Genomic DNA, 23043 nt, shown 5'->3' on the forward strand with positions numbered 1-23043 from the left:
ATGGCAAAAGGTAAATTCGAGCGCAATAAGCCTCATGTGAACATTGGCACGATTGGTCACGTTGACCATGGCAAGACGTCATTGACGGCGGCGATTACGAAGTATTTTGGTGACTTCAAGGCGTATGACCAGATTGACGCGGCGCCTGAAGAGAAGGCGCGTGGCATCACGATTTCGACATCGCATGTGGAGTATGAGACGCCGAACCGTCACTATGCGCATGTCGATTGCCCTGGCCATGCCGACTATGTGAAGAACATGATCACGGGTGCGGCGCAGATGGACGGCGCGATCCTGGTTGTTTCTGCGGCTGACGGTCCGATGCCGCAGACGCGCGAGCACATTCTGCTTGCCCGTCAGGTTGGCGTTCCGGCGATTGTGGTGTTTTTGAACAAGTGCGATCAGGTTGACGACCCTGAGCTTCTGGAACTGGTGGAACTGGAAGTTCGCGAACTTCTGTCGAAGTACGAGTTTCCGGGTGACGACACGCCGATCATCAAGGGTTCGGCGCTTGCGGCGCTGGAGGATTCGGACAAGAAGCTTGGCGAGGATGCGGTTCGCGAACTGATGGCGGCTGTGGATGAGTACATTCCGACGCCGGAGCGTCCGATCGACAAGCCGTTTTTGATGCCGATCGAGGATGTGTTCTCGATTTCGGGCCGCGGCACGGTTGTGACGGGTCGCGTTGAGCGCGGCGTGGTCAAGGTTGGCGAAGAGCTTGAGATCGTCGGCATCCGTCCGACGTCGAAGACGACCTGCACGGGCGTTGAGATGTTCCGCAAGCTGCTTGACCAGGGTCAGGCTGGCGACAATATCGGCGCGCTGTTGCGCGGTGTCGATCGTGAGGGCGTGGAGCGCGGCCAGGTATTGGCCAAGCCGGGCTCGGTCAAGCCGCACAAGAAGTTCAAGGCCGAGGCGTACATTCTGACGAAGGAGGAGGGTGGCCGTCACACACCGTTCTTCACCAATTATCGTCCGCAGTTCTACTTCCGCACGACGGATGTGACGGGCATCGTCACGCTTCCTGCGGGCACGGAGATGGTGATGCCGGGCGACAACATCACGGTTGACGTCGAACTGATCGTGCCGATCGCCATGGAGGAGCGCCTGCGCTTCGCCATCCGCGAAGGCGGCCGCACCGTCGGCGCCGGCATCGTCGCCGCAATCGTTGAGTAAGCGGCCCTGAGCCTTTCAACAGGAATAATGGCGGCTCTTTCGAGAGCTGCCATTTTTCATTCAAAACAGCTTGAAGCTTTCGCGCTGAACGATTAGGAACGGCGCGGTCGAAGCGTGATCTCCCAAGAGTCAGTCTCAGGGTGACCGCCTACCAAGCGACCAGGCCGAAGTGATTAGGGGTATAGCTCAGTTGGTAGAGCGGCGGTCTCCAAAACCGCAGGTCGCGGGTTCGAACCCTGCTGCCCCTGCCATCATTTTGCCGTTGCCGGTTGAAAATCGTACGAGCCTTGCCATATCAGGCGCATTGAGGCACTCCAAAACCGCAGGTCGCGGGTTCGAACCCTGCTGCCCCTGCCATCATTTTGCCGTTGCCGGTTGAAAATCGTACGAGCCTTGCCATATCAGGCGCATTGAGGCATAAGAACACCATAGCCGGGACGGAACGACTGGATGGTTCCGAGGCGGCGCTTGGTCGTAAAGCGGGTACTTGCCACTTGCGTGGATCAAGAATCGGTTTTATGTAGAAGAAACAGACACGCGGCGCGTGGAGCTGGAACCCCGGCTTTGCGCGTCTGATTTGCATGGAAGATTTGGCGAGCTGATTCGGCCGTGATCTTCTTTCATGCGGCACGTCCCGGTCGGCGGGACCATCCAGGAGACCCGGTAAACGGGTCTTGAAAGCAGAGCGGCGTATGGCTTCGAAGACACTCAATCCCTTTGTCTTCCTTCAGCAGGTTCGATCCGAAACTGCGAAGGTGACGTGGCCCACCCGGCGCGAGACCCTGATTTCTACGGTGATGGTGCTCATTTTCGCAGCCCTTACCATGCTGTTTTTTTTCGGGGCTGACCTTGTGTTGGGGTTCGCCGTCGAGCGCATCCTTGGCCTTGGCCAATAAAGTCCGGCGAATACGGAGACGTTTTTGAAATGACCGCGCGCTGGTACATCGTCCACGCTTATTCGAACTTCGAAAAGAAGGTCGCCGAGGATATCGAGAACAAAGCCAAGCAGAAGGGGTTGAGTGATCGGATAGAGCAGATCGTCGTGCCGACCGAGAAGGTGGTCGAGGTTCGTCGCGGCAAGAAGGTCGATGCCGAGCGTAAATTCTTTCCTGGTTATGTGCTGCTCAAGGCCGAGCTTAACGATGCGGTGATCAGCCTGGTCAAGAACACCCCTCGGGTGACCGGTTTTCTCGGCGAAGACAGGCATACGGCCAAGCCGATGCACATTACCGACAAGGAAGCCGAGCGTATCCTGCATCAGGTGCAGGAGGGCGTGGAGCGACCGAAGCCGTCTGTCACTTTCGAGATTGGCGAGGCGATCCGCGTCGCCGACGGACCTTTCGCGTCCTTCAACGGTTTCGTTCAGGAAGTGGACGAGGAGCGCGCGCGGCTCAAGGTTGAGGTGTCGATCTTCGGGCGCGCTGTGCCTGTCGATCTTGAATTCGGTCAGGTCGAGAAGGGTTGATCGAGCTTTGTCGCTTTCGGGCGGTGGGTTGGCGGCGTGTTATTTTCGCCGTCATAACGGTGGGAGGCGATCGCTGCTTAGCCGGCGGCGTGAACCGGACCACCAGACTGCAACCGCCGGCATAGATAGGGCCGGCATGAACAGAGGCAGGAAAGAGTATGGCTAAAAAGATTGCGGGCCAGCTCAAGCTCCAGGTCCCCGCGGGTTCGGCGACGCCGTCGCCCCCGATCGGCCCTGCGCTTGGTCAGCGTGGCATCAATATCATGGAATTCTGCAAGGCGTTCAACGCGCAGAGCCAGGAAATGGAGAAGGGTTCGCCCATCCCCGTCGTCATCACCTATTATCAGGACAAGTCGTTCACCTTCGTCATGAAGACGCCCCCGGTGACGTACTTCCTGAAGAAGGCGGCCAACCTGAAGTCGGGCTCCAAGGAACCGGGTAAGGCCAAGGCGGGCACCGTTTCGCGCGACAAGTTGCGCGAGATCGCAGAAGCGAAGATGAAGGACCTGAACGCCAACGACGTCGATGCCGCGGTCAAGATGATCGAAGGCTCCGCCCGTTCGATGGGCCTGGAAGTGGTGGGCTGAGATCATGGCTAAGATTGCAAAGCGTGTCACCAAGTCCCGCGAGGGCATCGACCCGGACAAAGCCTATGCCCTCGACGAGGCGCTGAAACTGCTCAAGGACCGCTCGGCGGTGAAGTTCGATGAAACCATCGAAGTGGCGATGAATCTCGGCGTTGACCCGCGCCATGCCGACCAGATGGTTCGCGGCGTGGTCAATCTGCCGAACGGCACGGGCCGTACGGTCCGCGTGGCTGTGTTCGCACGTGGTGACAAGGCCGAGGAAGCCAAGGCCGCCGGTGCCGACATCGTCGGTGCGGAGGATCTGGTCGAGATTGTCCAGAAGGGCACGATCGACTTCGATCGTTGCATCGCCACACCTGACATGATGCCGCTCGTCGGTCGTCTTGGTAAGGTGCTCGGCCCGCGCGGCATGATGCCGAACCCGAAGGTTGGCACCGTGACGCCTGATGTCGCTGCGGCCGTCAAGGCTTCGAAGGGCGGCGCGGTTGAGTTCCGCGTCGAGAAGGCCGGTATCGTGCATGGCGGCGTCGGCAAGATTTCCTTCGACGTCAAGGCGTTGGAAGAAAACGTTCGTGCCTTTGCCGATGCTGTGACCAAGGCCAAGCCGACAGGCGCCAAGGGCAACTACGTCAAGAAGGTCTCGATCACCTCGACCATGGGGCCGGGCCTCAAGCTCGACCTCGCGTCGCTGACCCCGGCGTCCTGATCTGATTTTCGGATCGGCCGATATAAAGCCGGTCTGACAAGAAATTCGGCTCCCAGTCCATCGGGGGTCGAAATGCCGGAGATCGAAAGAGATCCGGCAATCCTGTCCGAGATTGCAGGCGGCGAACGGCCTCGGCCCGAAGCCTTAATCGGAAAGCCTGCATGAGACGGGTGAAGACCCGACAAGGAGCGAAAGCTCATTTGGAAGGTTCGAACCGTGTATGCCTTTTGTCTGCGCATCGCCGGGAAACCGCCGATGTGGCGAAAGGGGGCAGGATCCCTGAACCGCCGTTCGAGCGATCCGAAAATGGAAGCCCGGCCGGCAAAAGGCAACCGATTTCTGTTTCCGCGAATGGGGCAGGGATCAACTGGAGATAGGCAGTGGACAGAGCGGAAAAACGCGAACTCGTCACGGACCTGAACGGCGCCGTCAAGGCGGCGGGCTCAGTCGTCGTGGCCCACTATGCCGGTATCACCGTTGCGCAGATGAACGATCTTCGTACGAAGATGCGCGCAGCCGGTGGCACTGTCAAAGTCGCGAAGAACCGTCTCGCCAAGATCGCTCTTCAGGGTACGGACTCCGAAAACATCATCGATCTGTTCAAGGGACAGACGCTGATCGCTTATTCGGAGGATCCGGTTACGGCGCCAAAGGTCGCGTCCGATTTCGCCAAGGGGAATGACAAGCTGATCATTCTCGGTGGCGCAATGGGGCAGACCTCGCTCGATGCCGACGGTGTGAAGGCGCTTGCCTCGCTGCCGTCGCTCGACGAACTGCGCGCCAAGATTGTCGGCATGATTTCTACGCCGGCTACCCGGATCGCCCAAATCGTCAATGCGCCGGCCGGCCAGGTCGCACGCGTCATTGGCGCTTATGCCCGGAAGGACGAGGCGGCATGAGGCCGTTCCTCAACAACACACAGACACGTTCGAATCTTAAGAAGGAATTGAAAAATGGCTGATCTTTCCAAGATCGTAGACGAGCTTTCGAATCTGACCGTCCTCGAGGCGGCCGAACTTTCGAAGCTTCTGGAAGAAAAGTGGGGCGTTTCCGCCGCCGCGCCGGTGGCTGTCGCCGCTGCTGGTGGCGCCGCTGCCGCAGCTCCGGCCGAAGAGAAGACTGAATTCGACGTCATTCTGGCTGCTGCCGGTGACAAGAAGATCGAGGTTATCAAGGAAGTCCGTGCCATTACCGGTCTCGGCCTCAAGGAAGCCAAGGATCTGGTCGAAGCAGCTCCCAAGCCTGTCAAGGAAGCCGTTTCGAAGGCTGATGCCGACAAGATCAAGGAACAGCTTGAGAAGGCCGGCGCCAAGGTCGAGCTGAAGTAAGCTGCGGTTTTGGCGGGTGGCTTGGCGCTGCCCGCCATCCCTGCGGGGAAAAGGTAGAGGGAAACCCCTTTCCTGAGGGCCGAAACGGCCTTCCGGAAACGGGTTTTCAGGCGTTTTACCGGCTGCCGATAAGGCGGCCGATGCGAATGATACGACCGCTGCCGGGCGGTTATGAAAATGGCCCCCAACAGGCGGCCAACACTGGCAGGACGAACCGCGGCGAGGTTCGCCTCGAGATGTGAGTTAAGGAGCGACGATGGCCCAGACCCAGACTTTCAATGGCCGCAGACGCGTACGTAAGTTTTTCGGGAAAATCCCTGAAATTGCGGAGATGCCGAACCTGATCGAGGTGCAGAAGGCCTCTTATGATCAGTTCCTGATGGTTGACGAGCCCGAAGGCGGTCGCCTCGACGAGGGCTTGCAGGCCGTTTTCAAGTCGGTCTTCCCGATCCAGGATTTTTCCGGTTCCTCGATGCTGGAATTCGTCAAGTACGAGTTCGAGGCGCCGAAATTCGACGTTGACGAGTGCCGTCAGCGCGACCTGACCTACGCAGCCCCGCTGAAGGTGACGCTGCGCCTGATCGTGTTCGATATTGACGAGGATACGGGTGCGAAGTCCATCAAGGACATCAAGGAGCAGGACGTCTACATGGGCGACATGCCGCTCATGACGCTGAACGGCACGTTTATCGTCAACGGCACCGAGCGCGTCATCGTTTCCCAGATGCACCGTTCGCCGGGCGTCTTCTTCGACCACGACAAGGGCAAGTCGCACTCGTCGGGCAAGCTTCTGTTTGCCGCGCGCGTCATCCCCTATCGCGGCTCGTGGCTCGATATCGAGTTTGATTCCAAGGACGTCGTGCATGCCCGCATCGACCGTCGCCGCAAGATCCCGGCGACGTCGCTGCTCATGGCGCTGGGCATGGATGGCGAGGAGATCCTGTCCACCTTTTACGACAAGATCACCTACACCAAAGCCGGTGATCACTGGCGTGTTCCTTTCAATGTCGAGCGCTTCCGCGGCCTCAAGGCTGTCGGCGACCTGATTGACGCCGATACCGGTGAGGTCGTGGTCGAGGCCGGCAAAAAGATCACCGCGCGTCAGGCCAAGCAACTCTCCGAAAAGGGCCTCAAGGCGATCAAGGCAACGGAGGAGGACCTGATCGGGGCCTACATTGCCGAGGACATCGTCAATCCCGAAACCGGCGAGATTTATCTCGAGGCGGGTGATGAACTCGACATGACCGTCGATGCCAAAACCGGTCAGAAGAAGGGCAATCTGATTGATTTGCTGAATACCGGCGTGGACGAAATCCAGATTCTCGACATCGACCATGTCAATGTCGGCGCCTATATCCGCAACACCCTGGCTGTCGATAAGAACGAGAGCCGTCAGGACGCGCTGTTCGATATTTATCGCGTCATGCGTCCCGGCGAACCGCCGACGCTGGAGACGGCCGAAGCCATGTTCAACTCGCTGTTCTTCGACAGCGAGCGCTATGATCTTTCGGCCGTCGGCCGCGTCAAGATGAACATGCGTCTCGAACTGGACGCCGAGGACACGGTGCGCGTGCTGCGCAAGGAGGATATCCTTGCCGTGGTCAAGACGCTGGTCGAATTGCGCGACGGCAAGGGCGAGATCGACGACATCGACAATCTGGGCAACCGTCGCGTGCGTTCTGTCGGCGAACTGATGGAAAACCAGTATCGCGTTGGTCTGCTCAGGATGGAGCGTGCGATCAAGGAACGCATGTCTTCGATCGAGATCGATACGGTGATGCCGCAGGACCTGATCAACGCGAAGCCGGCTGCTGCTGCCGTGCGCGAGTTCTTTGGCTCCTCGCAGCTTTCGCAGTTCATGGATCAGAATAACCCGCTCTCGGAGATCACCCACAAGCGCCGCCTGTCGGCGCTCGGACCGGGCGGCCTTACCCGTGAAAGGGCAGGCTTCGAGGTGCGCGACGTGCATCCGACGCATTATGGCCGCATCTGCCCGATCGAGACGCCGGAAGGCCCGAATATCGGCCTGATCAACTCGCTGGCCACCTTTGCCCGCGTCAACAAATACGGCTTCATCGAAAGTCCGTATCGCAAGATCGTCGACGGCAAACTGACCGACGATGTCGTCTATCTGTCGGCGATGGAAGAGGCCAAGCACTTTGTTGCGCAGGCCAATGCCGAACTCGACAGCGAGGGGCATTTCGTTGATGAATTCGTCATTTGCCGTAACGCTGGCGAGGTGATGATGGCGCCGCGTGAGAACGTCGACCTGATGGACGTGTCGCCGAAGCAAATGGTGTCGGTCGCCGCAGCCCTGATCCCGTTCCTCGAGAACGACGACGCCAACCGCGCGCTGATGGGCTCCAACATGCAGCGTCAGGCTGTACCCCTACTGCGTGCTGAAGCACCGTTCGTTGGGACGGGAATGGAGCCGATTGTGGCTCGCGATTCTGGGGCTGCCATCGGCGCTCGCCGCGGCGGCATCGTCGACCAGGTGGACGCGACCCGTATCGTCATTCGTGCGACGGAAGATCTTGATCCCGGTAAATCGGGTGTCGATATCTACCGACTGATGAAATTCCAGCGCTCGAACCAGAACACCTGCATCAACCAGCGTCCGCTAGTGAAGGTAGGCGACCGCATCGAGAAGGGCGATATCATCGCCGACGGTCCCTCGACCGATCTCGGCGATCTGGCGCTCGGCCGAAACGTGCTCGTCGCGTTCATGCCGTGGAACGGCTACAATTACGAAGACTCGATCCTGCTCTCCGAGCGTATCGTCGCTGATGACGTCTTCACCTCGATCCATATCGAGGAATTTGAAGTCATGGCGCGCGACACCAAACTCGGGCCAGAGGAAATCACGCGTGACATTCCGAATGTCTCGGAAGAAGCGCTGAAGAATCTCGATGAGGCCGGCATCGTCTATATCGGGGCGGAGGTGCAGCCGGGCGATATTCTGGTCGGCAAGATCACGCCGAAGGGCGAAAGTCCGATGACACCGGAAGAAAAACTTCTGCGTGCCATCTTCGGTGAAAAAGCTTCCGATGTGCGCGATACCTCCATGCGCATGCCTCCAGGCACCTTCGGCACAATCGTTGAGGTGCGCGTCTTCAACCGCCATGGCGTGGAGAAAGACGAGCGCGCCATGGCGATCGAGCGCGAGGAAATTGAGCGTCTGGCCAAGGACCGCGACGACGAGCAGGCGATTCTTGACCGCAACGTGTATGCACGCCTTTCCGACGTTCTCGTCGGCAAGCAAGCGATTGCCGGGCCGAAGGGCTTCAAGAAGGGCTCAACGCTCGCCAAGGAGACACTGGACGACTACCCCCGTTCTCAGTGGTGGCAGTTCGCTGTCGAGAACGAAAAGTTGCAGAGCGAACTGGAGGCCCTGCGTGGCCAGTACGACGATTCCAAGAAGGCGCTGGAGCAGCGTTTCATGGATAAGGTCGAAAAGGTGCAGCGCGGCGATGAAATGCCTCCGGGCGTGATGAAGATGGTCAAGGTCTTCGTCGCGGTGAAGCGCAAAATGCAGCCCGGCGACAAGATGGCCGGCCGCCATGGCAACAAGGGTGTCGTGTCGCGCATCGTTCCTGTCGAGGATATGCCGTTCCTTGAGGATGGTACGCACGCTGATATCGTGCTCAATCCGCTTGGCGTGCCTTCTCGCATGAATGTCGGCCAGATTTTGGAGACGCATCTAGGCTGGGCATGTTCGGGCATGGGCAAGAAGATCGGTGAACTGGTCGATGCCTACAAGGCGGGTGGCAATGTCCAGTCGCTGCGAACAACGATCGAGAGCATTATTCCTGATAATGATCGTAATGAGCCGGTTCGCGACTATGACGACGAATCCATCGTTCGCCTTGGCGAACAAATGCGGCGGGGGGTTTCCATCGCGACCCCGGTGTTCGATGGCGCGCATGAGGCCAACATCAATGAGATGCTGGAGCAGGCGGGTCTGAATTCGTCGGGCCAGTCGCAACTCTATGACGGGCGCACCGGCGAGCCGTTCGATCGTAAGGTGACGATGGGCTACATCTACATGCTCAAGCTTCACCATCTGGTTGACGACAAGATCCATGCGCGTTCGATCGGCCCATACTCGCTCGTCACCCAGCAGCCGCTGGGCGGTAAGGCGCAGTTCGGCGGCCAGCGCTTCGGTGAAATGGAGGTCTGGGCGCTCGAAGCCTACGGCGCCGCCTACACGCTGCAGGAAATGCTGACGGTGAAGTCGGACGACGTGGCCGGCCGCACCAAGGTTTATGAGGCGATTGTGCGTGGCGATGACACGTTTGAGGCAGGCATTCCGGAGAGTTTCAATGTTCTCGTCAAGGAAATGCGTTCGCTCGGACTCAATGTCGAACTGGAGAACACACGGCCGGAAGAGCAGCCGGTGGGTTTGCCGGACGCTGCCGAATAATCCGCTGTGGCGGCCGCGGAAGGCCGTGGTCGCCACAGTTTGACAAGTTTCTCGGCCATCGGCCGATCGTCGCGAGCCTCAACTCGCACATGACATGACAAAGGGGTGTTCGAGGCCCCCAAAGGAGAATGGCATGAACCAAGAGGTCATGAATCTCTTCAACCCGCAGGCGCCGGCACAGGTGTTCGATTCCATCCGGATTTCGCTCGCCAGCCCGGAAAAAATCCTGTCCTGGTCATTCGGCGAGATCAAGAAGCCGGAAACCATCAATTACCGCACGTTCAAGCCGGAGCGTGACGGCTTGTTCTGCGCGCGCATCTTCGGGCCGATTAAGGACTATGAGTGCCTGTGCGGCAAGTACAAGCGCATGAAGTACAAGGGCGTGATCTGTGAAAAGTGCGGTGTCGAAGTAACGCTTTCACGCGTGCGCCGTGAGCGCATGGGTCATATCGAACTGGCCGCACCTGTCGCTCACATCTGGTTCCTGAAGTCGCTGCCGTCGCGGATCGGCACGTTGCTCGACATGACGCTCAAGGATATCGAGCGGGTTCTCTATTTCGAGAATTACATCGTGACCGAGCCGGGCCTGACGGCGCTGAAGGAAAACCAGCTTCTTTCCGAAGAAGAATACATGCTGGCCGTTGACGAATACGGCGAGGATTCGTTCACCGCCATGATCGGTGCTGAGGCTATCCACGATCTTCTGGCGGCGATGGATCTTGAGAAGATTGCCGGTGATCTGCGCACGGAACTGGCCACTACCACGTCGGAGTTGAAGCAGAAGAAGTATCTTAAGCGCCTCAAGGTGGTCGAGAACTTCATGGAATCCGGCAATCGTCCGGAGTGGATGATCATGAAGGTGGTTCCGGTGATCCCCCCGGACCTGCGTCCACTTGTTCCGCTGGACGGCGGCCGCTTCGCGACGTCCGACCTGAACGACCTCTATCGCCGCGTCATCAACCGCAATAACCGCCTGAAGCGCCTGATCGAGCTTCGTGCGCCCGGCATTATCGTGCGCAATGAAAAGCGCATGCTGCAGGAGGCGGTGGACGCCCTGTTCGATAATGGTCGCCGTGGCCGCGTCATCACCGGCGCCAACAAGCGCCCGCTGAAGTCGCTGTCCGACATGCTCAAGGGCAAGCAGGGCCGGTTCCGCCAGAACCTGCTTGGCAAGCGCGTCGATTATTCCGGCCGTTCGGTCATCGTGACGGGGCCGGAACTCAAGCTGCACCAGTGCGGGCTGCCGAAGAAGATGGCGCTCGAACTCTTCAAGCCCTTCATCTACGCCCGCCTCGACGCCAAGGGTTACTCCTCGACGGTCAAGCAGGCGAAGAAACTGGTCGAGAAGGAGCGTCCGGAAGTCTGGGATATTCTCGATGAGGTGATCCGCGAGCACCCGGTTCTGCTGAACCGGGCGCCGACGCTGCACCGCCTCGGCATCCAGGCGTTCGAGCCAACCCTGATCGAAGGCAAGGCGATCCAGCTTCACCCGCTGGTCTGCACCGCCTTCAACGCCGACTTCGACGGCGATCAGATGGCGGTTCACGTGCCGCTGTCGCTGGAAGCGCAGCTCGAAGCCCGCGTGCTGATGATGTCGACCAACAACATCCTGCATCCCGCGTCCGGTGCGCCGATCATCGTGCCGTCGCAGGACATGGTTCTTGGCCTCTACTATCTCTCGATCGTCAACCAGAACGAGCCGGGCGAGGGCATGGCGTTCGCCGATATGGGCGAACTCCAGCACGCGCTGGAGACCAAGGCCGTGACCCTGCACGCCAAGATCAAGGGCCGCTACAAGGGTGTTGATGCGGAAGGCAAGGAAGTGTCGAAGATTTACGACACCACCCCCGGCCGCATGATTATCGGCGAACTTCTGCCGAAGAACGTCAATGTGCCGTTCGACACCGCCAATCAGGAGATGACCAAGAAGAACATCTCCAAGATGATCGACACCGTCTATCGCCATTGCGGTCAGAAGGAGACGGTCATTTTCTGCGACCGGATCATGGCGCTGGGCTTCGCCCATGCCTGCCGCGCCGGCATTTCGTTCGGCAAGGACGACATGGTCATTCCCGACACGAAGGCAAAAATGGTTGCCGACACGGAGGCGCTCGCGAAGGAATACGAGCAGCAGTATAATGACGGCCTGATCACTCAGGGCGAGAAGTACAACAAGGTTGTCGATGCCTGGGCCAAGTGCTCGGAAAAGGTCGCCGACGAGATGATGGGTCGTATCAAGGCCGTGGAGTTCGAGGAAAACGGCCGTCAGAAGCCGATGAATTCGATCTACATGATGTCGCATTCTGGTGCGCGTGGTTCGCCCACCCAGATGCGTCAGCTTGCCGGCATGCGCGGCCTTATGGCCAAGCCTAGCGGCGAAATCATCGAGACGCCGATCATTTCGAACTTCAAGGAAGGCCTGACCGTTCTGGAGTATTTCAACTCCACGCACGGCGCCCGCAAGGGTCTGGCAGACACCGCCTTGAAGACGGCGAATTCGGGCTATCTCACGCGTCGTCTGGTCGATGTCGCGCAGGATTGCATCGTCAATTCGGTCGATTGCGGTACGACCAAGGGTCTGACCATGCAGCCGATCGTTGATGCCGGTCAGGTTGTCGCTTCCGTCGGCCAGCGTGTGCTTGGTCGTACATCGCTCGACGACATCCTGCACCCGGTGTCGGGTGAGGTTCTGGTCAAGGCCGGAACGCTGATGGACGAGCGCGATGTGGAGAAGATCGAGAAGGCCGGCATTCAGTCGGTGCGCATTCGCTCGGCGCTCACTTGCGAGATGCGGGTCGGCGTGTGCGCGATCTGCTACGGACGCGATCTTGCCCGCGGTACGCCGGTCAATCAGGGTGAGGCCGTGGGCGTCATCGCTGCCCAGTCGATCGGCGAACCGGGTACCCAGCTTACCATGCGTACTTTCCATATGGGCGGCACCGCACAGGTGGTGGATTCTTCGTTCCTGGAAGCTTCGTATGAAGGCACGGTGCAGATTCGCAACCGCAACGTGGTGCGCAATTCCGATGGCCAACAGATGGTCATGGGCCGCAACATGGCGGTTCTGATCCTCGACGCGGCCGGCAAGGAACGCGCCACGCATCGTCTCACCTATGGTTCACGCATCTTTGTCGACGATGGCGACAAGGTGAAGCGCGGCCAGCGCGTGGCGGAGTGGGATCCCTACACACGCCCGATCCTTACCGAAGTCGAAGGTCGGGTGGAGTTCGAGGATCTGGTCGATGGCATCTCCGTCCAGGAGACGGCTGACGAATCCACCGGTATCACCAAGCGCGAGGTCATCGACTGGCGTTCGACTCCGCGTGGCTCGGATCTCAAGCCGGCCATGGTGGTGCAGGACGCCAAGGGCAAGGTCGCCAAGCTGTCCAAGGGTGGCGATGCGCGCTTCCTGCTCTCGGTCGAGGCTATCCTCTCGGTCGAGCCGGGTGCGCATGTGAAGCCCGGCGATGTTCTGGCGCGCATTCCGATGGAAAGCGCCAAGACCAAGGACATCACTGGTGGTCTGCCGCGCGTTGCGGAACTGTTCGAAGCTCGTCGTCCGAAGGACTGCGCTGTCATCGCAGAGATCGATGGCACGATCCGGTTCGGTCGCGACTACAAGAACAAGCGCCGTATTGTCATCGAGCCGCATGACGAGGCGATAGAGCCGGCCGAATACCTGATTCCGAAGGGCAAGCCGTTTCATCTTCAGGACGGCGACGTCATCGAGAAGGGCGACTATATCCTCGACGGCAATCCGGCGCCGCACGACATTCTGGCGATCAAGGGCGTGGAAGCTCTGGCTTCCTATCTCGTCAACGAAATCCAGGAAGTCTACCGGTTGCAGGGCGTGTCGATCAACGACAAGCACATCGAGGTTATCGTTCGGCAGATGCTGCAGAAGGTAGAAATCACCGAGCAGGGAGACTCGACCTACATTCCGGGCGATCATGTCGACGTGGTTGAACTCGAAGAGATCAACGACCGCTTGGTGGAAGAGGGCAAGAAGCCGGCTGTAGGCCAACCGGTGCTGCTCGGCATCACAAAGGCTTCGCTGCAGACGCCGTCCTTCATCTCGGCCGCCTCCTTCCAAGAGACGACCCGCGTGCTGACGGAAGCGGCGGTGGCCGGCAAAACCGATATGCTGCAGGGCTTGAAGGAAAACGTCATCGTTGGTCGCCTGATCCCGGCCGGCACCGGTGGCCAGATGAGTGCAATCCGTCGTATCGCCACGCATCGCGACGAATTGATTCTGGACGAGCGTCGCAAATCGTCGGGTGCTGAGACGGCCAATCCGATGCTGACCGATATGGTCAATGCAGCGCAGTAAAAATTCGGCATGATCCGATAATCAAAGGGGCCCCAAGCGGGCCCCTTTTTATTGCGACCCCCAGCGGGAAACGGGTTGCCGACCGCCGCCATCTGCGCAAGTGTTTAAAGATGAGATTGTGTCCAAGATGAATGCCTATGAGAGGCAGGCAAGTGCCCCGCTTTTACTGAGGTCGGAAACGATCGAGACTCCAATCGGCGGGCTTGTTATCGCGGCTGACGAGAATAATGCGCTTTATCTGACCGAGTTTGCAGACTGTCAGCCGCGCATAGAGCGTTGGCTGTCACGCTATGATGGTTCCTTTCGCCTTGAAGCGGGTTCGATTTCATCCGTAATCGAGCACGCATTTGCTCGCTATTTCAGCGGCGATGTTGCGGCACTTGATGCGCTCGCGGTGAAATTCGTTGGATCACTGTTCCATCAGCAGGTGTGGACGGCATTGCGCACGGTTCGACCTGGTCAGACGCTCAGCTATGGGGCGTTCGCCCGACAACTCGGCCGCCCGAAATCCGCGCGCGCGGTCGGGTATGCGAACGGCGCCAACCCGCTATCGATCGTCGTGCCCTGCCATCGCCTCGTCGCCGCCGACGGCGCGCTGACGAAGTATGGCGGCGGGCTTGCACGCAAGCGCTGGCTGTTGGATCACGAAAAGCGGCATATTGCTGGGTGATCAGTCTATGAACGCCTCAACGGTCCTGCGCTTGCCCAGCATGAAGGCGTCCGCCACATGCTGCAATGGCGCGAGATCGACGTCCGAAGTGCCCGACCGCACGATTTCCGCGAATCTCCGGTAGAGGGCAGGGTACTCGGCCTCGTTCTCTTGGTGGACGACGTGCCCGTCCACAACGAGTTTCGCACCGCCACCGGAAAGCGCCATCTGACCCCTGTCAGTCTCGGCAAAGATATCCCAGCTTTGTGGCCCTGTTTGACGCCAGTCGAAGTCCGCGCTTACGGCAAGGTCCTGCGCGGTCCGGAAGTCGATCGCGGCAGCGATCGGCGCGGCCCGGTTTTCGGGAAATTCCAGTGTGGCCCCGGTGATGAACATCGCCGGAAAAATATGCGTCGCGATGGACAGGGCGTTGATGCCAGGATCGAAGACACCCAACCCACCGGCTTGCCATATCCAATCCTGGTTCGGATGCCAGCGCCGCACGTCTTCTTTCCAGACGATCGAAGCGGCGTGAATTTGCGTTGAGGCAAGGAAGGAGCGGGCCGCCTCCACCGCCGGCGCATAACGGGAATGCCAGCTTGCGAACAAGGAAACACCCTTCGTGACCGCGAGCCGTCTCAAATCCTCGACCTCGCTGACCGTGGCGCCGGGAGGCTTTTCCAGGAACACATGCTTGCCGGCGTCAAGCGCAGCGCGCGCGGCGGTGTAGCGGGCTTGCGGTGGCATGCACAACGACACGGCTTCCAGGGTCGGTACAGCCTCAAGCATTGCCTCGATGCTCGGAAAGTTTGCAATACCGTCAACCTTGCCGTGGCGGCTTGCAACTGCGATCAGCCGATAATTGTCATTTCCCGCCAGTGCAGGCAAATGCTGGTCGCGAACGATCTTGCCAACGCCGACGATGCCGAGCGCGATGGGATTCGAAGTTGAGGGCATGGAACCTTGCTTTATTGTCGGCGCCAATGGAGGTCAGGCGCGTAGTGTGGCTTCGATCTTGTCGAGCGTCTCCGGCTTGCCCCGGCCGGTCAGAAAAGCCAGCGTCGTGATCGCCGGCACGCCGAGGTCGGTCGGCAATTGTGTCGTCGAGATCACGAGATCGACGCCGGTGAGCATGGAGCGCACCTCGGTGGTCTTGCATTGGCGCGCATCGATCTTGATGCCGCGTTCCTTCATGGCTTCCACCACCGCATGCGAGACCAGCGTCGATGTCGCAATGCCTGTGCCGCAGGCAAACAGCACGGTCTTTTGCAGGCTCATCACTTACTCTCCCGCCTTGCTACCGCCGCGCCCCAACAGGGCCAGCATTTGATCGTTCGTTCGCGCCGCGAGCAACGCATCGACAAGGTCGTCATCCTGAATCGTCTCCATGATCTGCTGGAGCATCTCGATCTGGCGATCCTTGTCGTTGAGCGCCAGCATGAACACGATACCGACGGGCAGGTGCTCGTCGGGGCTTTCCATATTGGCGAAATCGACGGGCCGGGCAAGGGTGGCGATGGCGATGCCGGGCCGTATGACATGCTCTGGGTCAGTGTGAGGCACGGCGACATTCGCGTCGCGCTCCATCGGCAATCCGGTTGGCATTTGCGCCTCCCGTGCAAGCACCGCTTCGGCGAAACTCGGGCGAACATGACCCAACCGAGCAAGCCGGTCGGCGAGCAGGCGGATGATCGCCTCGCTCGTTGTGGCTTCCACGTTGAGCGCGATGGCCTCGTGCTCAATGTGATCGGCCAGCGTTTGTCGGGTCGCGTCGGCCGTCATGCTGCCTCGGCTGTCTCATCGTCAGTTGCGCCCGCAGCACGTTCCCATGCGGCGGTGTTGCGTCTGTAAAGCCAGAAACAGCCGCCGATGATTACCGCGAGCAGCACCAGCCCGGCGACCGCAAGGTTTTGGATCGCTTCAACCACAACATAGGAGATCCACAGGAACCCGTCCACGATCGAGGTGATCTGCACCGCATTGGCCGGCATCTTGAAGCCGGAGGCAGTCGCCGCACTCGTGAACAGCGGTGCAAGTGCGTTTGCGACATAGAAGCCGACGGCCAGCGTGACGGTGCCGACGATGACCATGCGGAAAACATTGCCGCGCAGCACCGGCGCCGTCAAAGCGACGATGAAGGGGATGACGGCGAGGTCGGCAAACAGGATGACCCTGTTGCCCGGCAGGATGATCGAAAGCAGGATGGCGATCGGCACGAGGATCAGCGACGACGAGATGGCGGCCGGATGGCCAATCAGGATTGCGGAATCCAGGCCGACCAGCAATTCGCGGTCGCCGGCCCGCTTGGCCACGAATTCATGCGCGGCTTCCGAAACAGGCAGTAGCCCTTCCATCAGGATCTTCACCATACGCGGCAGGAGCAGCATCGAGGCTGCGAGCGTCATGCCCGTCTGCAAAACCTTGGCTATGATCGTGCTGAAATCACCGGCATTGTAGAAGGCAAGGATGCCGAGGATCAGGCCGATGAACAGGCCCAGCACCACCGGTTCGCCGAAAACGCCGAGCCGTCGTTCCACGGTTTCCGTGCTGACGTCGATTTTGTTTATGCCGGGTATGCGTTCGATCAACCAGTTCAGGACGATGGCAATCGGAAGGATCTGTGCGGATGCCAGATGCGGTACCGAGACGCCGGGAACCCCATAAAACTGTTGCACGGCTCGTGCGGACCAGTCGGCAAACAACAAGGCGAGCGCCGCCATCAGCGCCGCCGCCACGAGTCCGTAGCCGAGGCTGCCCGTCGCGGCGGTTGTCAGCGAGCCGATAAAGGCAAAGTGCCAGAAGTTCCAGACATCGACATTGAGCGTGCGCGTCAATCGCGTCACCAAAAGCAGAACGTTGACCGCGATGCCGATAGGGATCACCCAAAGCCCGACCGAGGAGCCGAAGGCGATAGCTGCGGCAGACGGCCAGCCGACATCGACGATGTCGCGATGAATGCCGGTATTCTTGACGATAGCCTGGGCGGCGTCGCCAATCGCGCCGAGCATCAGGCCGAGCACCAGATTGATGCCGATAAAGGCGACGCCGATCGTAACCGCTGCACGAAACGCCTTGCCGGCCTTCGCACCGAGAATGACCGCGATGATGAAAATGACGACGGGCAACAACACGGTTGCGCCCAGCGTATCGACCGCGCCCTTGAGACCGCTCAAAAATGCGTCCATTGCTTCCTCCCGACAAGCGCTGTCCTGCCCAGTCAGAACTTTTGTTGCGCTCAAGGCACAGAAGTTGGCAAGGAGCGGCTTTTCTGTCAATTCGCCGCCTGGATCGTCCCCCGTTTAATCGCGCGGAATATGCGCGTGAACCATTTGGCGACTCAGGCTGGAACGTCGAATGTGATGACCGACACTTCTCCCTCCAGCGCCCCTTGCCAGGCCGAAAGATGCGGCTCTTCGTCGGGCGCGCCTTCCATTTCGCCGATCTGGTCCAGTTCGGCCTCTGCATAGCCTTCGGCGGATAGCGATTCGAGTGCGCGGCGAACGGCAGAATCATCGTCGGGAGCGACGAGCATCACATGCACGCCTTCCGGCGCACCCCCTTTGCGTCTCCATACACGACCGGTGATGATGGTCACCGGATGCTCGCCCTTATTGTCGTTTCCCGGGTCGCTCACTATCTCGTTCATTCGCGTGATTCCTTCAAAGCAGGCCGAAAACGGAAATTTGTTCGCCTTTTCGCATGAAGTGGCATAGCTTGACAGGGTGGGCAGGCACACTTTCTTCCGCTTGCACGCTTGAGCCCGAAAGAAAATTGCATGCGTTTTATGCATGGCTGCCAAACTGCCATTCCACCCCACTATTTGCGGCAGCGGGCTTGACGAACAACGGCCTTGCAGGTAGAAGCCGCATCGTCTGAACCGATGTGAGGCTTGCGGTTCGCAGCGACACGCTTCGAAGTATGCCTCAAACAAGGTTCGTTTTACGAACGAAATGACATTTCCGGCGTGCATGAAGCGGGTCTCGCTTCCTCTGCTTTTGTTCGGGCAGGACCGCAAATGAGCGGTTTTCGGCCCGAATTTGCGTATGGAAAGAGCGTTCGAAACCGCCCGAGATGGGCCCGAGACACGGAAATTGAGAGACAAGAGGGTTTAATGCCTACCGTCAACCAGCTTATCCGCAAGCCGCGCATCGCGCCGGCGACGCGCAACAAGGTCCCGGCCATGCAGCAGAACCCGCAGAAGCGGGGCGTTTGCACGCGCGTCTATACAACGACGCCGAAGAAGCCGAACTCCGCGCTGCGTAAGGTTGCAAAGATTCGCCTCACCAACGGGTTCGAGGTGATCGGTTACATTCCGGGTGAGGGGCATAACCTTCAGGAGCACTCCGTGGTCATGATCCGCGGTGGTCGCGTCAAGGATCTTCCCGGCGTGCGTTATCACATCATTCGTGGCGTGCTTGACACCCAGGGTGTGAAGAACCGTAAGCAGCGCCGCTCCAAGTACGGTGCCAAGCGTCCGAAGTAAGATTTTATCGGCTCCGGTGCTCCTTGAGAGTGTCGTGCCGAGGCAAGAGAGACAAGAGCCATGTCCCGTCGTCACAGTGCAGAAAAGCGTGAGATCAATCCGGATCCGAAGTTCGGCGACCTGATCGTCACCAAATTCATGAATGCCGTCATGTATGATGGCAAGAAATCGATTGCCGAGACGATCGTCTATGGTGCTCTCGACCAGGTGCAGGCCAAGACCAAGCAGGAGCCGGTCACCGTCTTCCATCAAGCGCTGGACAATGTCGCGCCGCATGTGGAAGTGCGTTCGCGTCGCGTCGGCGGCGCAACCTATCAGGTGCCGGTCGATGTTCGTCCAGAGCGTCGCCAGGCGCTGGCGATCCGCTGGCTGATCACCGCCGCGCGCAATCGCAATGAGACGACGATGGTCGATCGCCTCTCCGGCGAATTGCTGGACGCTGCCAATAACCGCGGCACCGCGGTGAAAAAGCGTGAAGACACCCACAAGATGGCGGAAGCCAACCGCGCCTTCGCGCACTACCGCTGGTAAGCGCGAAAGAAGACTGAGAGACACCTCCCATGGCCCGCGAATATCCCCTCCACGACTACCGTAACTTCGGCATCATGGCTCACATTGATGCCGGTAAGACGACGACGACCGAGCGTATCCTGTATTACACGGGCAAGAACCATAAGATGGGTGAGACGCATGATGGCGCCTCGACCATGGACTGGATGGAGCAGGAGCAGGAACGCGGCATTACGATTACGTCGGCTGCGACCACGACCTACTGGAAGGGTCGTGATGGCAAGATGCGCCGCTTCAACATCATCGACACCCCCGGACACGTCGACTTCACCATTGAGGTCGAGCGTTCGCTGCGCGTTCTCGACGGCGCCATCGCGCTGCTCGATTCGAATGCCGGCGTTGAGCCGCAGACCGAGACTGTCTGGCGCCAGGCCGAGAAGTATCATGTGCCCCGCATGATTTTCTGCAACAAGATGGACAAGATCGGCGCCGATTTCTATCGCTGCCTCGAAATGATCAAGTCCCGTCTGGGTGCGGTTGCTGTCGCCATGCAACTGCCGATCGGCGCTGAGAGTGATTTCAAGGGCGTTGTCGATCTCATCGAGATGAAGGCCTATGTGTGGCACGATGAAGCTCTCGGTGCGGCATGGGATGTCGTTGAAATCCCGGCCGATCTTCAGGCAAAGGCGGAAGAGTATCGCGAGAAACTGATCGAGACTGCGGTCGAGATGGATGATGACGCGATGAATGCCTATCTTGAAGGCAACATTCCGTCGAACGATGAATTGCGCGCGCTGATCCGCAAGGGTACCATCGCTGTCAAGTTTCATCCGGTCTTCTGTGGTACGGCCTTCAAGAACAAGGGCGTTCAGCCGCTTCTCGACGCGGTTGTTGATTTTCTGCCTGCGCCCGACGAAGTGCCGGACATCAAGGGTATTGATCCCAAGACCGAGGCGGAAGTGGTTCGCAAATCTTCGGATGATGAACCGCTGTCCATGCTTGCTTTCAAGATCATGAACGACCCGTTCGTCGGCTCGTTGACCTTTGCGCGTATCTATTCCGGCGTGCTCAAGAAGGGCGTATCGCTGGAAAACACCGTCAAGGGCAAGAAGGAGCGCATCGGCCGTATGCTGCAGATGCATTCCAACTCGCGCGAGGACATTGAAGAGGCTTTTGCTGGCGACATTGTTGCTCTTGCCGGTCTCAAGGAGACGACGACAGGCGACACGCTGTGCGATCCGCTGAAGCCGGTCATTCTGGAGCGTATGGAGTTCCCGGATCCGGTCATTCAGATCGCTATCGAACCGAAGACCAAGGGCGACCAGGAGAAGATGGGTCTTGCGCTCAACCGTCTGGCGGCCGAAGATCCATCTTTCCGCGTCAAGACCGACGAGGAGAGCGGTCAGACGATCATCGCCGGTATGGGCGAGCTGCATCTGGACATCCTCGTCGATCGCATGCGTCGCGAATTCAAGGTCGAGGCCAATGTCGGTGCGCCGCAGGTGGCCTATCGCGAGACCATCACGCGCCAGCACGAGCAGGATTACACGCACAAAAAGCAGACCGGAGGCACCGGTCAGTTCGCTCGTGTCAAGATCGTCTTCGAACCGAATGCCGAGAGCGAGGAATTCGTGTTCGAATCCAAGATTGTTGGCGGTGCCGTGCCGAAAGAATACATTCCGGGCGTTCAGAAGGGGATCGACAGCGTCATGGGTTCTGGCCCGTTTGCCGGCTTCCCGATGATCGGTGTCAAGGCGACGCTCATCGATGGCGCTTTCCACGATGTCGATTCGTCCGTGCTTGCATTCGAGATCGCTTCTCGTGCGTGCTTCAAGGAAGCGGCTCCGAAGCTTGGCGTGCAGTTGCTCGAGCCGATCATGAAGGTCGAGGTTGTGACGCCTGAGGATTATGTCGGTAATGTTATCGGCGATCTGAACAGTCGTCGTGGTCAGATCCAGGGGCAGGAAACGCGGGGCGTTGCCGTTGTTGTCAATGCCATGGTCCCGCTCGCCAATATGTTCAAGTATGTGGACAATCTGCGTTCGATGTCGCAGGGCCGTGCCCAGTACACGATGCAGTTTGACCATTATGAGCCGGTTCCGACCGCGGTGGCGCAGGAAGTCCAGAAGAAATACGCCTAAGTCTCAAACGGTTGTGGCGCTAACTTAATTCAACGCCCGAATGGGCTGGCAGGAAATGGAGATCTCACATGGCAAAAGGTAAATTCGAGCGCAATAAGCCTCATGTGAACATTGGCACGATTGGTCACGTTGACCATGGCAAGACGTCATTGACGGCGGCGATTACGAAGTATTTTGGTGACTTCAAGGCGTATGACCAGATTGACGCGGCGCCTGAAGAGAAGGCGCGTGGCATCACGATTTCGACATCGCATGTGGAGTATGAGACGCCGAACCGTCACTATGCGCATGTCGATTGCCCTGGCCATGCCGACTATGTGAAGAACATGATCACGGGTGCGGCGCAGATGGACGGCGCGATCCTGGTTGTTTCTGCGGCTGACGGTCCGATGCCGCAGACGCGCGAGCACATTCTGCTTGCCCGTCAGGTTGGCGTTCCGGCGATTGTGGTGTTTTTGAACAAGTGCGATCAGGTTGACGACCCTGAGCTTCTGGAACTGGTGGAACTGGAAGTTCGCGAACTTCTGTCGAAGTACGAGTTTCCGGGTGACGACACGCCGATCATCAAGGGTTCGGCGCTTGCGGCGCTGGAGGATTCGGACAAGAAGCTTGGCGAGGATGCGGTTCGCGAACTGATGGCGGCTGTGGATGAGTACATTCCGACGCCGGAGCGTCCGATCGACAAGCCGTTTTTGATGCCGATCGAGGATGTGTTCTCGATTTCGGGCCGCGGCACGGTTGTGACGGGTCGCGTTGAGCGCGGCGTGGTCAAGGTTGGCGAAGAGCTTGAGATCGTCGGCATCCGTCCGACGTCGAAGACGACCTGCACGGGCGTTGAGATGTTCCGCAAGCTGCTTGACCAGGGTCAGGCTGGCGACAATATCGGCGCGCTGTTGCGCGGTGTCGATCGTGAGGGCGTGGAGCGCGGCCAGGTATTGGCCAAGCCGGGCTCGGTCAAGCCGCACAAGAAGTTCAAGGCCGAGGCGTACATTCTGACGAAGGAGGAGGGTGGCCGTCACACACCGTTCTTCACCAATTATCGTCCGCAGTTCTACTTCCGCACGACGGATGTGACGGGCATCGTCACGCTTCCTGCGGGCACGGAGATGGTGATGCCGGGCGACAACATCACGGTTGACGTCGAACTGATCGTGCCGATCGCCATGGAGGAGCGCCTGCGCTTCGCCATCCGCGAAGGCGGCCGCACCGTCGGCGCCGGCATCGTCGCCGCAATCGTTGAGTAAG

The 23043-nt window shown here is 59.2% G+C and carries 19 protein-coding genes and 1 tRNA gene; 15 read left to right on the plus strand and 5 right to left on the minus strand.

Features of this window, described 5'->3' with window-relative positions:
• The 11 genes from tuf (BFN67_RS17205) to BFN67_RS17255 all read left to right on the plus strand — a co-directional run bounded on the left by tuf (BFN67_RS17205) (position 1) and on the right by BFN67_RS17255 (position 14685).
• Entirely contained in the window at positions 1-1176 is a 1176-nt protein-coding gene (tuf, locus tag BFN67_RS17205; protein ID WP_080918571.1) for an elongation factor Tu, read from the plus strand.
• Between the two features lie 175 nt (positions 1177-1351).
• Positions 1352-1427, plus strand: a tRNA-Trp gene (locus BFN67_RS17210).
• A 441-nt stretch (positions 1428-1868) separates the two neighbouring features.
• Positions 1869-2072, plus strand: coding sequence for a preprotein translocase subunit SecE (gene secE, locus BFN67_RS17215; protein ID WP_080920774.1), 204 nt, complete (start codon positions 1869-1871; stop codon positions 2070-2072).
• Positions 2073-2101: 29 nt separating this feature from the next.
• Positions 2102-2641 carry a transcription termination/antitermination protein NusG gene (gene nusG, locus BFN67_RS17220; protein ID WP_080920775.1) on the plus strand — a complete coding sequence of 180 codons (540 nt, stop codon included), beginning with the start codon at positions 2102-2104 and terminating at the stop codon, positions 2639-2641.
• 158 nt (positions 2642-2799) lie between these two features.
• Entirely contained in the window at positions 2800-3228 is a 429-nt protein-coding gene (rplK, locus tag BFN67_RS17225) for a 50S ribosomal protein L11 (protein WP_080920776.1), read from the plus strand.
• 4 nt (positions 3229-3232) lie between these two features.
• Positions 3233-3934 carry a 50S ribosomal protein L1 gene (gene rplA, locus BFN67_RS17230; RefSeq protein ID WP_080920777.1) on the plus strand — a complete coding sequence of 234 codons (702 nt, stop codon included), beginning with the start codon at positions 3233-3235 and terminating at the stop codon, positions 3932-3934.
• Between the two features lie 380 nt (positions 3935-4314).
• A complete protein-coding gene (gene rplJ / locus BFN67_RS17235) occupies positions 4315-4833 on the plus strand; it encodes a 50S ribosomal protein L10 (RefSeq protein WP_080920778.1) in 519 nt (172 codons plus the stop codon).
• A gap of 54 nt (positions 4834-4887) precedes the next feature.
• On the plus strand, positions 4888-5262 hold the full coding sequence (rplL, locus tag BFN67_RS17240) for a 50S ribosomal protein L7/L12 (protein WP_080920779.1): 375 nt from the start codon (positions 4888-4890) through the stop codon (positions 5260-5262).
• A gap of 256 nt (positions 5263-5518) precedes the next feature.
• Positions 5519-9685 carry a DNA-directed RNA polymerase subunit beta gene (rpoB, locus tag BFN67_RS17245; protein WP_080920780.1) on the plus strand — a complete coding sequence of 1389 codons (4167 nt, stop codon included), beginning with the start codon at positions 5519-5521 and terminating at the stop codon, positions 9683-9685.
• Between the two features lie 133 nt (positions 9686-9818).
• Positions 9819-14015, plus strand: coding sequence for a DNA-directed RNA polymerase subunit beta' (gene rpoC, locus BFN67_RS17250; RefSeq protein ID WP_080920781.1), 4197 nt, complete (start codon positions 9819-9821; stop codon positions 14013-14015).
• A gap of 127 nt (positions 14016-14142) precedes the next feature.
• Positions 14143-14685 carry a methylated-DNA--[protein]-cysteine S-methyltransferase gene (locus BFN67_RS17255; protein WP_080920782.1) on the plus strand — a complete coding sequence of 181 codons (543 nt, stop codon included), beginning with the start codon at positions 14143-14145 and terminating at the stop codon, positions 14683-14685.
• Here the strand turns inward: BFN67_RS17255 and BFN67_RS17260 are convergent, their stop codons facing one another.
• The 5 genes from BFN67_RS17260 to BFN67_RS17280 form a co-directional block, all read right to left on the minus strand.
• Positions 14686-15621 carry a Gfo/Idh/MocA family protein gene (locus tag BFN67_RS17260; protein ID WP_080920783.1) on the minus strand — a complete coding sequence of 312 codons (936 nt, stop codon included), beginning with the start codon at positions 15619-15621 and terminating at the stop codon, positions 14686-14688.
• 33 nt (positions 15622-15654) lie between these two features.
• On the minus strand, positions 15655-15942 hold the full coding sequence (locus BFN67_RS17265) for a PTS sugar transporter subunit IIB (RefSeq protein WP_080920784.1): 288 nt from the start codon (positions 15940-15942) through the stop codon (positions 15655-15657).
• Between the two features lie 3 nt (positions 15943-15945).
• A complete protein-coding gene (locus tag BFN67_RS17270; protein ID WP_080920785.1) occupies positions 15946-16446 on the minus strand; it encodes a PTS sugar transporter subunit IIA in 501 nt (166 codons plus the stop codon).
• Positions 16443-17849 (minus strand): PTS galactitol transporter subunit IIC, encoded by a 1407-nt coding sequence (locus BFN67_RS17275; RefSeq protein WP_080920786.1) that lies wholly within the window; start codon positions 17847-17849, stop codon positions 16443-16445. The genes BFN67_RS17270 and BFN67_RS17275 overlap by 4 nt, the downstream gene beginning before the upstream one ends.
• Before the next feature lie 152 nt (positions 17850-18001).
• On the minus strand, positions 18002-18310 hold the full coding sequence (locus BFN67_RS17280) for a transcriptional regulator (RefSeq protein WP_080920789.1): 309 nt from the start codon (positions 18308-18310) through the stop codon (positions 18002-18004).
• A 465-nt stretch (positions 18311-18775) separates the two neighbouring features.
• On the opposite strand from BFN67_RS17280, the gene rpsL reads away from it, so the two are divergent.
• The 4 genes from rpsL to tuf (BFN67_RS17300) all read left to right on the plus strand — a co-directional run bounded on the left by rpsL (position 18776) and on the right by tuf (BFN67_RS17300) (position 23042).
• The gene (rpsL, locus tag BFN67_RS17285) at positions 18776-19147 is read left to right on the plus strand and encodes a 30S ribosomal protein S12 (protein WP_056105400.1); all 372 of its coding nucleotides are present in this window, start codon (positions 18776-18778) and stop codon (positions 19145-19147) included.
• Between the two features lie 60 nt (positions 19148-19207).
• Positions 19208-19678 (plus strand): 30S ribosomal protein S7, encoded by a 471-nt coding sequence (gene rpsG, locus BFN67_RS17290; protein WP_080920787.1) that lies wholly within the window; start codon positions 19208-19210, stop codon positions 19676-19678.
• A gap of 29 nt (positions 19679-19707) precedes the next feature.
• Complete coding sequence (gene fusA, locus BFN67_RS17295; protein ID WP_080920788.1) at positions 19708-21798, plus strand: elongation factor G; 2091 nt, start codon at positions 19708-19710, stop codon at positions 21796-21798.
• A gap of 68 nt (positions 21799-21866) precedes the next feature.
• Entirely contained in the window at positions 21867-23042 is a 1176-nt protein-coding gene (tuf, locus tag BFN67_RS17300) for an elongation factor Tu (protein ID WP_080918571.1), read from the plus strand.
• The last annotated feature ends 1 nt before the right edge of the window (position 23043 follow it).

The sequence above is a fragment of the Manganibacter manganicus genome, assembly GCF_002075885.1.
Classification (GTDB): Bacteria; Pseudomonadota; Alphaproteobacteria; order Rhizobiales; family Rhizobiaceae; genus Mesorhizobium; species Mesorhizobium manganicum.